12 protein-coding genes are annotated in these 14,558 nt (G+C 38.3%); 10 read left to right on the forward strand and 2 right to left on the reverse strand.

Annotation, left to right across the window (positions count from 1 at the left end; all coding sequences use genetic code 11):
* Positions 1-48: 48 nt before the first annotated feature.
* The 9 genes from BZZ03_RS07355 (at position 49) to BZZ03_RS07395 (ending at position 9,810) form a co-directional block, all read left to right on the forward strand.
* Positions 49-489, forward strand: coding sequence for a CopY/TcrY family copper transport repressor (locus tag BZZ03_RS07355; protein ID WP_004256249.1), 441 nt, complete (start codon positions 49-51; stop codon positions 487-489).
* A gap of 15 nt (positions 490-504) precedes the next feature.
* Positions 505-714: a heavy-metal-associated domain-containing protein gene (locus tag BZZ03_RS07360; protein WP_086582891.1), complete on the forward strand. Its 210-nt coding sequence runs from the start codon at positions 505-507 to the stop codon at positions 712-714.
* Positions 715-787: 73 nt separating this feature from the next.
* On the forward strand, positions 788-2,875 hold the full coding sequence (locus tag BZZ03_RS07365) for a heavy metal translocating P-type ATPase (RefSeq protein ID WP_086582892.1): 2,088 nt from the start codon (positions 788-790) through the stop codon (positions 2,873-2,875).
* A gap of 76 nt (positions 2,876-2,951) precedes the next feature.
* On the forward strand, positions 2,952-4,730 hold the full coding sequence (gene recQ, locus BZZ03_RS07370; RefSeq protein ID WP_086582893.1) for a DNA helicase RecQ: 1,779 nt from the start codon (positions 2,952-2,954) through the stop codon (positions 4,728-4,730).
* A gap of 126 nt (positions 4,731-4,856) precedes the next feature.
* On the forward strand, positions 4,857-5,807 hold the full coding sequence (locus BZZ03_RS07375; protein ID WP_086582894.1) for a N(4)-(beta-N-acetylglucosaminyl)-L-asparaginase: 951 nt from the start codon (positions 4,857-4,859) through the stop codon (positions 5,805-5,807).
* A gap of 16 nt (positions 5,808-5,823) precedes the next feature.
* Positions 5,824-7,194, forward strand: a complete 1,371-nt coding sequence (locus BZZ03_RS07380; protein ID WP_086582895.1) for a PTS sugar transporter subunit IIC — start codon at positions 5,824-5,826, stop codon at positions 7,192-7,194.
* A gap of 9 nt (positions 7,195-7,203) precedes the next feature.
* Complete coding sequence (locus BZZ03_RS07385) at positions 7,204-7,722, forward strand: GrdB-related putative oxidoreductase (protein ID WP_086582896.1); 519 nt, start codon at positions 7,204-7,206, stop codon at positions 7,720-7,722.
* 28 nt (positions 7,723-7,750) lie between these two features.
* Positions 7,751-9,043, forward strand: coding sequence for a Sapep family Mn(2+)-dependent dipeptidase (locus BZZ03_RS07390; RefSeq protein WP_086582897.1), 1,293 nt, complete (start codon positions 7,751-7,753; stop codon positions 9,041-9,043).
* A gap of 41 nt (positions 9,044-9,084) precedes the next feature.
* The gene (locus tag BZZ03_RS07395; RefSeq protein WP_086582898.1) at positions 9,085-9,810 is read left to right on the forward strand and encodes a GntR family transcriptional regulator, LSA1692 subfamily; all 726 of its coding nucleotides are present in this window, start codon (positions 9,085-9,087) and stop codon (positions 9,808-9,810) included.
* Positions 9,811-9,833: 23 nt separating this feature from the next.
* Here the strand turns inward: BZZ03_RS07395 and BZZ03_RS07400 are convergent, their stop codons facing one another.
* Positions 9,834-12,428, reverse strand: coding sequence for a YfhO family protein (locus BZZ03_RS07400; protein ID WP_086582899.1), 2,595 nt, complete (start codon positions 12,426-12,428; stop codon positions 9,834-9,836).
* Between the two features lie 45 nt (positions 12,429-12,473).
* Complete coding sequence (locus BZZ03_RS07405; protein ID WP_086582900.1) at positions 12,474-13,253, reverse strand: DUF4931 domain-containing protein; 780 nt, start codon at positions 13,251-13,253, stop codon at positions 12,474-12,476.
* A gap of 160 nt (positions 13,254-13,413) precedes the next feature.
* Between BZZ03_RS07405 and mnmA the strand changes: the two genes are divergently transcribed.
* Entirely contained in the window at positions 13,414-14,538 is a 1,125-nt protein-coding gene (gene mnmA / locus BZZ03_RS07410) for a tRNA 2-thiouridine(34) synthase MnmA (RefSeq protein ID WP_029343388.1), read from the forward strand.
* The last annotated feature ends 20 nt before the right edge of the window (positions 14,539-14,558 follow it).

Raw genomic sequence — 14,558 nt, forward strand, 5'->3', positions numbered from 1 at the left:
TTACAGTTGTAAACTGTAGTTGTAGTAAAAATAAAGTAAGGAGCGCCAATGAACGAAACAGAATTTAATATATCAAATGCAGAATTGATTGTTATGCGTGTTATATGGTCGCTCGGCGAAGCACGAGTTGATGAGATTTCTTGTCAAATTTCGCCCGATTTGGATTGGTCTCTAGCAACAGTTAAAACTTTGCTGGGGCGCCTCGTGAAAAAGGGAATGCTAAGTACTGAAAAAGAAGGTCGTAAGTTTGTTTATCGCCCTTTAATGGCAGAATGTACAGCTATTCAAATGATGGGACAGTCTTTACTTGAAAAAGTTTGTGAAACAAAACAAGTGAAGCTCTTAGCCGATATGATCGCCTTGTCAAACTTGACTTCAGAAGATGTAGCAAGTTTGCAAGAAGCGTTAAAAAATAAAGAAACAGTTCAAGAAACAACTTGTACTTGTTTAGAAAATTTTAATTCTTGCAGCTGCCAACACGTCAGCTAATATGGAGGAGAGATAATGGAAAAAGAAAAATTCGTAATCAAAGGTATGACTTGTGATCACTGTGCAATGCATGTGACTTCAGCACTCGAAGGGCTTACTGGTGTAAAATCCGCAAAAGTCTCTTTAAAAAAGAATGAAGCACTTGTGAAATTCGATGCAGCGACAACATCCGTAGATGATTTAGCAATGGCTGTTAAAGAAGCTGGCTACGAATTAGTAAAATAAGAAGGCTGTCCTTAGGGGCAGTTTTCTCTGGAACACAATGTTTACATTTGTAAATTTAATGAAGGAGTAGAAAATGAGAAGTCAAAACTTTGTCATCACGGGTATGACCTGTGCAAACTGTGTGAATACCGTATCCAAAGCATTGAATAACTCGAATAAAATCCAAGAAGCAACAGTTAACTTGGCAACTGAAAAAGCAAAAGTTATTTTTGATGATAGCATTAGTGATCAAGATGTGATCAATATGGTTGAAAAGGTGGGCTATGGTGCCATTGTAAACGATAAAGCACATCAAGAAAAAATTGCAGCTCAAGCGCGTAGAAGGAATCGTAATTTACGATTGTCATTGATCGTGTCAGTAATTTTGACTCTGCCTTTAGTACTTGCTATGTTTGAAGGAGTATTGGGAACACACTATTTGATGTTTCTACACAATCATGTTTTACAACTTATTCTCGCAACACCTGTTCAGTTTATTATCGGTTGGCGCTTTTACGTCGGCGCTTATCATGCATTGAAAAATGGAAATGCAAATATGGATGTTCTAGTAGCACTTGGAACTAGCGTTGCATATTTTTCGAGTTTAATTTTAGCGGTATTTTTAGAACAAGAGAATGCTTTGAATTTTGAATCTGCTATGGTTATTATTACCTTGGTTGTTTTAGGAAAAGTACTTGAGCACAATGCTAAAGAAAAAACAAGTCAGGCAATCACGAGCTTGATGAGTAGTAGGGTTAAAATGGTTCACACAGAAGAAGGTGAGCGCCCGCTTGAAGAAGTCCAAATCGGGGATGTTATTCAAATTTATCCGGGAGAGAAGGTACCTTTGGATGCAATGATCCTTAAAGGTAAAGCATCTTTTGACGAAAGTCACTTGACTGGCGAATCTTTACCTGTTGTCAAAGCAGACGATGATACACTATTTGAAGGGGCTGTGAATTTAGACGGTTCCATTAAAGCTGTTGTTGTCCGAGATGTTAACGATTCGACTATTTCTCGGATGGTTGAAATGATGGAAGAAGCACAAGCCTCAAAACCTGATATTCAAAAATTCGCGGATAAAATCTCAAATGTCTTTGTTCCAATTGTTTTGGTCATTTCACTTGTAACTTTTGTAGCCACATGGGCCATTACTGGAACATTACTGACTGCCATTATGCATGCTGTGGCAACATTGGTTATTGCTTGCCCATGTGCGCTTGGTTTAGCGACACCAACCGCAATTATTTCAGGAACAGGACTTGCTGCTAAGAATGGCTTGCTGTTGAAAAATGCCAATGCTTTAGAACTGACGAATAGCGTGACAACAGTTTTCTTTGATAAGACAGGGACGATTACGACAGGTGATTTTGAGTTGTCTCAGTTTGAGGGCAACGATGAAGCATTTAAAATTTTAGCAAGTTTAGAAAGTCATTCGCACCATCCGTTAGCTCAAGCCGTAAAAGCTGCGGAAATCTACCCCGTAGAAAACCTTAAAGAAATTGCTGGTCTTGGACTTTCAGGAGAAATAAATGGCCGTCAATATTATGCAGGAAATGCAAAACTTATGGAAGAGCACGGGTACGATGTCACATCAAGCACAGATACTGTTATTTATCTTGCGGATGATGTAAGCCATATAGCTACAGCAACCTTTAAATCTTCAATTAAGCAAGAAAGTGTGCAGACCGTAGCTGCACTGAAAAAAGCCGGCATTAAAACTGTGATGTTGACAGGGGACAATGAAGATTCTGCTAAAAAAATCCAAGAAATTGTCAATTTGGATGAAGTAAAAAGTAATCTATCACCTGAAGACAAAGCTAAAATTGTCCAAGAAACTTCACATTCCATTATGGTAGGCGACGGAATCAACGATGCTATTGCATTAGCAAGTAGTACTGTTGGTGTTGCCATGGCAACAGGCTCAGATATTGCGATGGAAGCAGGAGATGTGACCATTATGGGTGGTAAAATCCATAAATTACTCGATCTCTTTAAGATCTCTCGAAAAACCTTAAGTAAAATCAAACAAAATTATTTTTGGGCCTTCATTTACAATATTATTGGTATCCCGCTGGCAGCTTTTGGATTACTCAATCCAATGATTGCAGCAGCAGCGATGAGCTTGTCTAGTGTTTCCGTAATTTTGAATTCCTTACTTTTGACTAAAACAAAAATTTGAGGTACTCTAAAAATAAAAGAAAAAAATTCACTTTTGTTCGTGAATTTTTTTAGTATTAAACGTATAATAGGAAAAGATGAATTTAGAAGCAAAACTCAAGGAAATATTTGGCTATGAAAGTTTCCGCCAAGGTCAAAAACAAATAATAGAGCAAGTTCTACAGGGAAAAGATACTCTGGGGATATTGCCGACAGGTGCAGGGAAATCCATTTGCTATCAATTACCTGCCCTTTTACAAGAAGGCATTACTCTTGTGGTCTCGCCTTTAATTTCCCTGATGAAGGATCAGGTGGATCAGCTAAATATTGCAAATATACCAGCAACATTTATTAATTCGACAGTAGATGAGCAAGAAGCTTACTTCCGAATGCAACAGATCGAAAATGGCGAGGTTAAAATCTTGTTTGTTGCGCCTGAACGGTTTGAATTAGAATCTTTTAACTATTTTTTGCAACACCTTCCTATTGATTTGGTTGCAATTGATGAAGCACACTGTATCTCTCAATGGGGACATGATTTTAGACCTTCTTATGTTACTTTTGCGAAACGATTGGCTGATTTGCCTACTTCACCAACAATCTTAGCACTAACAGCTACAGCCACACCTCGGGTATCTGCAGATATTCAAGACTTATTACAAATCTCTGAAGACAACACTGTTAAAACAGGTTTTTTACGCGAAAACTTACGCTTTGAAGTTGTTAAAGGAAAAGATAAACGTGACTTTTTAAAGTCCTACTTAAAAGAACATACTGACGAATCAGGCATTATCTATGCCAACACACGTAAAGAAGTAGAAGAAGTTACGGAATGGTTAAACCGAAATAATTTTCCTGCTAAACGTTATCATGCCGGTTTAGCTGAGGGAGAGCGCCAAAAAAACCAAGAAGATTTTCTCTATGATGAAGTTCCTATTATGGTGGCAACCAATGCTTTTGGAATGGGGATAAATAAGAGCAATGTTCGTTTTGTAATTCATTATGGGATGCCTGCTACTATTGAAGCCTACTATCAAGAAGCAGGTCGTGCAGGACGAGATGGACTTGATTCGGATGCTATCTTATTATTTTCGCCCAATGATGTTCGTCTCAAAAACTTCTTGATCGAGCAAGGCGAAGGGAGTGAGCAACATAAGGAACAAGAATACGAAAAACTAAGGCAGATGCAAGCTTATACAAGCTCAGAAACTTGCTTGCAGGGTTATATTTTACAGTATTTTGGTGATGCGGGAGAGGACTGTCATAAGTGCTCAAACTGTTTAGACGACCGGGAACGTACAGATGTTACGCTTGATGCACAAAAAGTTATGTCTTGTGTTATTCGGATGGAACAACGTTTCGGAAAAACAGCAGTCGCACAAGTTTTAGTAGGCTCTAAAAATAAAAACTTAGCACGTTGGAATTTTGAAAAACTCTCAACTTTTGGCATAATGAAGGGATATTCGCAAAAAGCAGTTGGAGAACTGATTGATTTTTTAGCGGGGGAAGGTTACTTAGCTGTCTCCGCAGGCAAATTCCCCTTACTTGGGGTTTCTGATCGTGGGATAGCTGTTCTACAAGGTAGAGAGCAAGTCTGGCGACGTACAGCCTTAAGCACTACTAAGCAACAGTCTGTAGCTAATGGTACATTTAATTTGGAGTTATTTGAAGAATTACGGACGTTACGTCTCGATATTGCCAAGTCAGAAGGCGTTCCTCCTTTCATGATATTTTCCGATGCTTCATTGAAAGACATGACAAGAATTATGCCTTTAGACGAAGAGACATTTTTAGAAGTTTCCGGTGTAGGTCAAGTGAAGTTGAAAAAGTATGGTCATGTGTTCCTAGAGGCATTAAACATCTATAATCAAGAATAATATAAAAATAGAGAAGCATGAGTCTTTCTCTATTTTTATTTGTGCCTTGACAAATGTAAGCGTTTAATTTACAATGTATACAAATAGTATATACTGGATTGTATATAAAATAAAAAAGGAGTGTTTATGTGGGGAATTATTGCAACGTGGCGAATGGCTCATGATGGGGTTTGTAAAGCTGAAGAGCTTTTGAGCAAAGGAGGAGAGGCTGGAGAAGCACTAGAACAAGCCATAAAAGAAGTTGAAGATTATCCTTATTATAAGTCTGTCGGATATGGTGGACTACCAAATGAAGCAGGAATTTTAGAAATGGATGCTGCATATATGGATGGAGATAGTTTTAAAATTGGAGCAGTGGCAGGCATTACTGATATTGCTAATCCCATAGCAGTAGCAAAAGCCTTATCTGAGGAAAAATTTAATAGTATGCGAGTTGGTCCAGGCGCAAGACAATATGCTATTGAAGCAGGCTTTAAGCAGAAAAAAATGTTAACAGAGCGCGCCCAAAAAATATGGGAGAGACGTTTAGAAGAAATGAAACGTACAGGTCTTTCGGCTTATGATGGACATGATACGGTGGGTATGGTTGCCTTAGACAGTAGTAGAAAAATGGTGGCAGGAACTTCAAGTTCTGGTCTCTTCATGAAAAAATCTGGCCGGGTTGGTGATTCACCACTCTCAGGTTCCGGCTTTTATGTGGATAGTCAGGTTGGAGGGGCTACAGCAACAGGACTTGGTGAAGATTTGATGAAAGGAATTTTATCCTATGAAATCGTTCGTCTCATGTCTGAAGGCCATACGCCCCAAGAGGCTTGTGATCAGGCGGTGTATTCTTTTGAAGATAAATTGAAAGAAAGATACGGTAAAGCAGGAGCTTTTTCACTTGTCGCACTGGATAAAGCAGGAAACTGGGGTGTCGCAACAAATGTGGAATTTACCTTTAGTGTAGCCACGCAAAAGCAAGAACCAAGTATCTTTATCGCCCACCCAGAAGCAAATCACAAGACAAAAATCGAGCCCATTAGCCAAGAATGGTTAGATGCTTATGAAGCAAGAATTAAAGCACCTATCGAATAGGTAGAAGGAGAAATTGATGTTTTCAAAGCTTGAAAAAATTATGTTGCCCCTGGCTGAAAAAATAGGACGTAACAAGTATCTTATTGCAATAAGAAATGGTTTTCTCGTTTCAACACCACTATTGATTGCGGGATCTTTCTTTTTACTTTTAGCAAATTTCCCTATTCCTCAATGGATTAATTTTTTGGAAACGACGGTTATTAACAGTAAGACAGGGACGACCTTAGCTGAAATGATTACCAAGCCTGCAGATGCGACCTTTACAATCATGGCCGTGTTTGCAGTTGTGGGGATAGGTTATTCTTTTGCGAAAGAAATTAAGGCTAACCCCATTTTTGGAGCGGCAGTTACTTTAATGTCTTGGTTTCTTCTGATGCCATACTCTGTGACCGGAGAGGTGACAGTTGAGGGGATGGCAAATCCTGTATCAGCTACCTTAACAGCTCTCCCACTTTCTTGGGTCGGAGCAAAAGGGATTTTTATCGGGATTATCTGTGCCTTTGTTTCTGTTAATCTTTATCAATTTGCTGTCAACAGAAAATGGGTAATCAAAATGCCTGAAGGTGTACCACCAATGGTTGAAGATTCCTTCGCTGCTTTGATTCCAGGCGCTTTTGTCATGCTAATATTTTTTGCACTGAACTTGGTATTGAACATTTTTGGCACAAATGCTTTTGACTTAGTTTTTAACTTTTTACAAATACCACTGCTCCATCTCGGAGATACAGTATGGGCAATGATTATTGCTTATATCTTTCTTCATGTTTTCTGGTTTTTCGGCGTCAACGGAAGTTCAGTCGTGGGTGCGGTTTTTAATCCTATCCTGCTGACACTCTCTCTTGAAAATGTAGAGTATTTTAAAAATGGAACCGGAGCACCTCATATTGTAAATGCTCAATTTCAAGACTTATTTGCAACCTTTGGAGGTGCGGGATCAACACTTTCTTTATTAATTGCAATGCTAATTGTTTGTCGTTCAAAACGAATCAAGGAGTTAGGTAAGCTTGCTTTGGTTCCAGGCATATTTGGGATAAATGAGCCGATTATTTTTGGTCTTCCTATTGTACTCAATCCTCTCATTTTTATTCCTTTTGTCTTAGTACCAACCTTTAATATTATTGTTTCTTATATTATGATGAACCTTCATCTTGTGCCAATCACCAACGGTGTTTTGATTCCATGGACTACGCCCGTTATTATTTCAGGTTTCTTAGCAACAAACTGGGCCGGAGCACTTTTGCAACTCGTTTTGCTTATTATTGGTGTATTTGTCTACATTCCTTTTATCAAAATTATGGATGTACAATACATGAATGAAGAACGACAAGCTGCTGATGCAGAATTAGAAGCTATTACAGAGGAAATGTTGAGCTTTGATAATCTATAGGAGGATAGAATGAGACTTGTAATGATTTTAAATCAAATTCAAGCGGGAATGGGAACAAAGGATGATGTAAAAGTTCCACTTACTGCTACAAAAGAAGTGATTGGACCAGGAGTGACTTTGAAACCCTTACTTGCTGAGCATGAACAAAATTTGTTGGTTACGATTTATATGGGAGAACAAACCTATAGGGAAGCACCAGATGTTGTTCAAAGAAAGATAAAAGGGATGTTGCAACGGCTTAATATTGAGGGCGTGATTTGCGGACCTTCCTTTAACTACCCTGAGTTTTCCAAAATGTCACTGGAGCTTGCTCAAGATATACAAAAAAATACATCTCTCAAAGTAGTTTGTGCCATGTCTGAAGAAAACCAGGCTTTAATTTCTGCTTACAAAGAAGTAATTGATATTGTAAAAATGCCAAAAAAAGGTGGTGTCGGACTTAATGAATCTTATAAGGCAATCTGCAAAGTTTTACAGACAAAGGAAAATAATAAATCACGAGAAGCATATAAACAGTTCGTTTTTTAAACAGCAAAGCATTTTAAAGAGGTAAGAAATGTATAGGACAGAAATTGAACAAAATTGGGAGGAGTATGTCTCCCTTTTGGAAGGAGCAATTGCGATTCCCAGTGTCAAAGGCGAAGCCGAAGCTGGGGCCCCTTTTGGAGCAGAGCCACGTCAAGTTTTAGCTTATGTCATGGAAAAAGCACAATCTTATGGTCTGGAAACCCAAATCGTCAAAGATGCAATGGGTTATGCTCAATTAGGGGAAGGTGAGGATTATATTGGAGTAGTTGGACATCTTGATGTGGTTGCTGCAGATGGTCCAGGCTGGTTATCGCCTCCCTTTAAGCTTGAGGAGCGTGAAGGCTATTTCTATGGGCGAGGTGTGTTAGACAATAAGGGACCAATTCTGTCCTGTCTATTTGCTTTGAAGTTATTAAAGGAAAGAAAATTCAAACCTCGTCTACCAATACGCATTATTTTTGGAACGGATGAAGAAAGCGGATCAGCAGATGTGCCTCTTTATTTGTCAGAAGAAAAGGCACCGGTTTTTGGTTTTACACCAGATTGTAAATTTCCAGTAGTTTACGGGGAGCGAGGTGTTGTTGCTCTTGAGTTGACGACAAGATTTGCTCACGGTGTATTGGATTCATTGGGCGATTTTCATGGTGCAATGGCTAAAGACTTTGTTCCTGATGACATTCAACTTTCTGGTGGACGTCAAACTTATAGTGCCAAAGGATTGCGGACGCCAAGCAATGCGCCAGAATTAGGGAAAAATGCAATTACAGCATTGGCAGCCTTACTTCAAAATAATTTAGAAAATAAGGAACTGAGGCACTATTTCTCATGGCTCACCCATAGTTTTCATGAAAAACATTTTGGTCAAGGAGCAGGTATTGCTTTTGCGGACCAAGAAAGTGGGCGTTTAATACTTACGCCATACAAAATCAAAAGAGAAAATAATCTTATTCATCTGTCACTTAGTATTCGTTATCCGGTAACTGTGACAGAGGAGCAAGTCATTAATGCTTTAAGCGAAAATCTTTACCCAGGCACAAGCATCAAAATTATTCGCAGTCTGCCCGGAACCTACGTTGACAAGACGAAGCAAGAAATACAAGATTTATCAAGTATTTATGAAGAAGTGACAGGGTTAAATGGTCAACCCGTCACAACTACAGGAGCGACTTATGCGCGGTCAATGCCAAATATTGTAGCTTTTGGTCCATCTTTTCCGGGGGAAAAAGGAATTGCCCATAAGGAAAATGAATATATAAAGATTGAACATTTAAAACAAATGATAGAAATTTATATGAAAAGTATTGAAAGACTTGGTCAATAAGAAACTTTTAAAAAGAAGATAAGCGTGATAAAATAAAGGTAATGAATACTGAACGAAAAGAAAGCAAAGCAAAGTTTTTAGTTGTTTCTCAAGAAATAGAAAAAAGAATTGAGCAGGGCACTTATGTATCTGCTCAAAAACTTCCATCCGAATACGATTTGGCATTGGAGTTTGGCGTGAGTCGCTTAACCGTACGTAAAGCCATGGAAGATTTGATGACGAAACAAATTGTAATCAAGAAAAAAGGAAAAGGCGCCTATGTGATTGAACAACCCAAGATTCAAAGTGGAGGTATGGGTTTGAAGTCCTTTACCGAAGCAGCAGAGGCTATGGGAAAAGTTGGGCAAACACGTTTACTAAATTTCAAAAAATTGAAGAAAGTGCCAGAGGAAGTTGTAAAAGCACTGAACACCACAGCAGAACTGGTGGAATTACAGCGATTGCGTTTGCTTGATAATGAACCCATGACTTTAGAAAAACTCTATTTTGCAGAACAATTAATCACAGGAGCAACTGAGAAAGAATTGACTGGATCCTTGTTTTCCATGATTGAGAAAAAAATAGAAATTGGCTATTCGCACCAAGAAATTGAGGCGATTCTGGCTACAGAGGAACTTGCTCAGTTACTGGAAGTGAAAGTGAACAGTCCAGTTTTCCGCGTGCACTCCACGGCTTTTGCTTTAGACGCTCGACCTATCTTATACGATATTTCTTATTATCGTGCGGATAAATATTCTTTCAAGAATACTTTGATTCGCCAGCATTAAAGTTAAATAGAAAAAAACAGCACTTAAAGCTGTTTTTTTCTATTTAAGTAATCATAAAGAGCAAAGAGAGCGATTCCACCTATAAAACATGCTATCCCTGCTTTTAAGCCTTGAGGGAAGAAAGTAAGTTCGATAATATGTTCACCTTTAGGGGCAGTAACTTTCATGAAACCTTCTTGTGCTTTATCTAAGGTTACGGAATGTCCATCCAGTTTGGCTGACCAACCTTTATCATAAGGTAATGTGAGGAAAAGATCACCAGAGGTATTGCTATTATAAGTCAAACGAAGTCCGTTTTTTACTTGTTCGGTTTTCACCTGTGTCTGCTTTAGAGTATCCATAGCTGCTTGGTATTTGGTGTTATCCAAAGCCCAAAATCTTGTTATGCCAAAGGAAACTTGTGAGTTTTCTGGGAAGGAAACACTCACTGTTAGTTTTGTTTCCTTTTCAGAAGTTCCCAAATTATAAAAGTTACCAACATCTTTACTATTGACATTATAAGAATGAAGAACTTTTTTTCCTGAATGAATCGTAATCGTAGTCATTTTTGAATTATCATTAATGTAGCTTACATTAGGTAACTCAAGATAGGCTTGACTATGTGCGGGTACGGTAAGCTCATAGGTCACTGAGACGCCGCCGTCTTCTTCGACTTTACGAATCAGTGTAACTTGTTCTTTCCCACCGTTTATCGTACTGTTACTGTTTTCTGAGTCTGGGTAAATCTGCGTGAAATATTTTTCTTTACTATGCGTCAATTGATGGAGAAAGGCTTCTTGATTACTGATTGTTGCTCTTTCTGAACTGCTCAGAGCTGCATCTTGGTAACCATCTTTTACAAATATTCCAACCGATTGTGCATTGTGATTCTCAAATAAAGAAGGTTTTATTTGCTTAAAACCGTATTTCTCAGGTTGAAATTGATTGATATTATAATTAATGGAAAGAAGCGAATCCATGAGTAACGTGTTTTCAGGGTAGCGGAGATTAAGGAAGGTGCTGTCTGTATGAAACCCTAAAAGTCCTAAGACCCGGCTTGAATTACTATTACGGACAGAAGAAAACTGCGATAAGGCATTATAATTATATTTCATACCATCATTTGCCGTATCGGGGACCGTGTTTTCTGTACGCACAAAGGTATCTCCAGAACGTTCGACTACATTTTGGACGAGAGGTTGAATGAATTTTGTTTGGGTATTGTAGTAAGCTCGGCTTGCAAAATTCCATTCTTTCTTAACTCCTGCAAGCTGGTAGTATCCATTTAAACCTGCTTCTGCACACATGAACAAAGCAAGGATGGCAACTAAAACTTTCCAAGGGAGCCATTTTTTAAAGAAGGTAAGAAGAACCAAGAAATAAGCCAAGGCAAAGAGCAGAGTCAGAGCAAGCTGTAGCGTATCGAGATAAGCATAATCTCCGAGTAAAGCAGCAGCAATAAAACCAAGGGAAAGCAGCACAAAGGGGACTATAGTCATCCAAAGTTTTAAAGACTTGAAGCGAGTGAGAACTTCACAGGCCATAAGTAAAATGAGAAGAGAGAAAAGGAAAGCGTAACGATGTAAAAACATGTTTGGAGAATGCATCCCTTGCCACGCCAAATCTAAAACTTGCAGATAAAAAGAGGCAGTCAGAAATGCAAGTAGGGCACCAAAAGCTATTTTGGTCCGCCATTTCACTTGAGGAAGGAAGAAGAAAGTAAGAGCAAGAAGGAAGGGGATGAGTCCTAAATAAATCATTGGGACAGCATTATACTGTGTTGTATCATAGGCTCCCACAAAGTTTTTAGAAAAAAGATCAAAAACGGCAGAATTTTGTGTCCAAAAATCATTGATCTGGGAAACAGCTTGAGTATTATTTGCTTTCAAATCAAGATACATTGGAAGAAGCATAACTAAACTTGTTACAGCAGACAATATAGAAGTAATCGCAAAATCAAAAAACTTTTTCCATGACCACTTGGTAAATGTTGAACGTGCTATAAAATATAACACTAAGAAAATTGCAACCATAAAGCCAAAATAGTAATTTTGGATGAATAGAAGGGTTAAGCTGATGTAATACAGTTTACGCTTGCCGAAATCTTGAAGTCCGTGCAAGCCCCACATGATGAGAGGAAGCCAGATGAAAACATCGAGCCACATGATAATTTCAACTTGACTCGTTAAGAAGCTCATCAGGGTGAAAGATGTGGATAATGCCAGCGTGATAAGAGAGGGGATGGATTTATACATGTTTTTCAATGCAACAAAACTTGAGAGACCAATCGTTCCAAACTTTAAAAGTGTAATCAGATAAAGTGCATCTGGCATAGTATGGACATTGAAAAAATAAGTAAGGGGCATGAAGAAACTTCCCATATAGTAAGCAGAAAAAGCATAAAGGTTTAGCCCCAAACCATTCGTGAAAGTATAGAGAAAGCCTAAGTTACTATTATGGAGAATATCCCGATAAAGCGTGTGAATAGCAACATATTGATGATATGCATCACCAGCGAGGATAGAAGTGTCACTTCCCCAATAAATACCGAGGAAGGCAAAAGCTACCGCAAGTAGTCCAGCAGGGAGGATAAAACTTCCGAGCATTAGCCAAATATTTTTCTTGATAAAATCAAACATACACTTATTATAACCTAATTTCTTATTTATAAAAGCAAAACTGGACTAGTCCAGCTTTGCTTTTAACTCTTTTGCGATTTCTTCTAAGCGATTGTCTTTGTTGACCTGAGGTATTTTATAGCCGATGTAGTAAGGAGAAGTGATAAACCGTGGTACAATCTTACAAATATAACGCTGGCTGTCCGGCATTTTGTAGAAAAAAAGATTGTAAGAATCACAGCGTCCGTTCATATAGTCATTCAGTAAATACTGTGTAATGAGCTGAACCTTATCAGCCAAATGATCGATATATTCAAGTTGGGAAATGATAACATTAAATTCCACAAATCCCATAATCGGACGAGTAGAGATTGTAATATCGACACTATTTTCTTTAAGTGTTACACCTTCAAAATTTTCAGGAGAGATATGTTCATAACCATCGGCCTCTTCCAAGCCAACAATCTGCATGTGTGGATGACGTAATGTTCCGCCAGAATGGGGGCCAAAGTTTTTAAACATAAGTACTGATTTATATTGGGGATTATCCAATAGCTTCTGCCAACATTCAAAAGCAAACCGAAAGACTTCTCTATTTTCTTGAACAGAGTAGGTAGAGACATCTCCGAGGTGTTTATCTGACTCGATAATCACAGTCATCAAAGAATTTTCGACAGTGGGAAATTTGTTTTTAAGCCAAATTTTGGGCCCTTGTCTGTCCAAAATATCTTTGAGATTGGGTGTATCGCAAAAAGGACAAACTCGCTTTGTTTCAGCAAGGTTTGCGTATTTATTTTTATTGATTTCCATGTTAAAAATTAAAGGATTATCTGTGTGTTCAATCATATTTCTATTATAGCATTTCACAGTCTATTTATTTCTGGAAAAAACTGGTATAATAAATCGTTACCTATTATTTACTTCAGCCTTCAACTGAATGTAAGCTTTTTTGTTTTTCTAAAGAAAAATAGGAAATCTAATAAAAATAGAAAGAGATGGTGAACAAATAATGGATAATTCAAAAACAAGAGTCGTTGTCGGTATGTCTGGTGGCGTCGATAGTTCAGTTACAGCTTTAATGCTGAAAGAACAAGGTTACGATGTCGTTGGTGTTTTCATGAAAAACTGGGATGATACTGACGAAAATGGTGTATGTACAGCTACAGAAGACTACAAAGATGTAGCAGCAGTAGCGGATCAAATCGGTATTCCTTACTATTCTGTCAACTTTGAAAAAGAATATTGGGACCGTGTATTCGAGTATTTCTTGGCGGAATATCGTGCAGGCCGTACACCTAACCCAGATGTTATGTGTAATAAAGAAATTAAGTTTAAGGCTTTTCTTGATTACGCAATGGAACTCGGAGCTGATTATGTAGCAACAGGTCACTATGCACGTGTAACAACAGATGAAGATGGCACAGTTCATATGCTTCGTGGTGTGGATAATAATAAAGATCAAACTTATTTCTTAAGTCAATTGTCACAAGCCCAACTGAAGAAAACAATGTTTCCGCTTGGTCATTTGGAAAAACCGGAAGTACGTGCAATTGCTGAACGTGCAGGACTTGCGACAGCAAAGAAAAAAGATTCGACTGGGATCTGTTTCATCGGTGAAAAGAATTTTAAAGAATTTTTGACAAACTATCTTCCTGCAACTTCAGGGAAAATGATGACATTAGATGGTGTAGAAATGGGAACTCATGCAGGACTCATGTATTATACCATTGGTCAACGTGGTGGTTTGGGAATTGGCGGTCAACATGGTCAAACAACAAGTGATCCGTGGTTTGTAGTAGGGAAAGATCTTAGTACAAATACACTCTATGTTGGACAAGGTTTCCATCATGAACATTTGTATTCTGATAATTTAACTGCCAGTGAATTGAGCTTTACTCGTCCAATGCCAGAAGAATTTGAAATGCATTGTACAGCCAAGTTCCGCTATCGTCAAGAAGATACAGGAGTAACAATCTCTGTTAAGGGAGATAAAGTTGCTGTCAAATTTGATGAACCTGTACGTGCCATCACTCCAGGACAAGCCGTTGTTTTTTATGATGGTGATGAATGTCTCGGCGGTGCCTTGATTGACTTTGCTTATAAAAACGGCCAAATTATGCAATACCAATAAAATAAGAGAAACGTGGGGCA

It is taken from the genome of Lactococcus petauri, from assembly GCF_002154895.1.
Classification (GTDB): Bacteria; Bacillota; Bacilli; order Lactobacillales; family Streptococcaceae; genus Lactococcus; species Lactococcus petauri.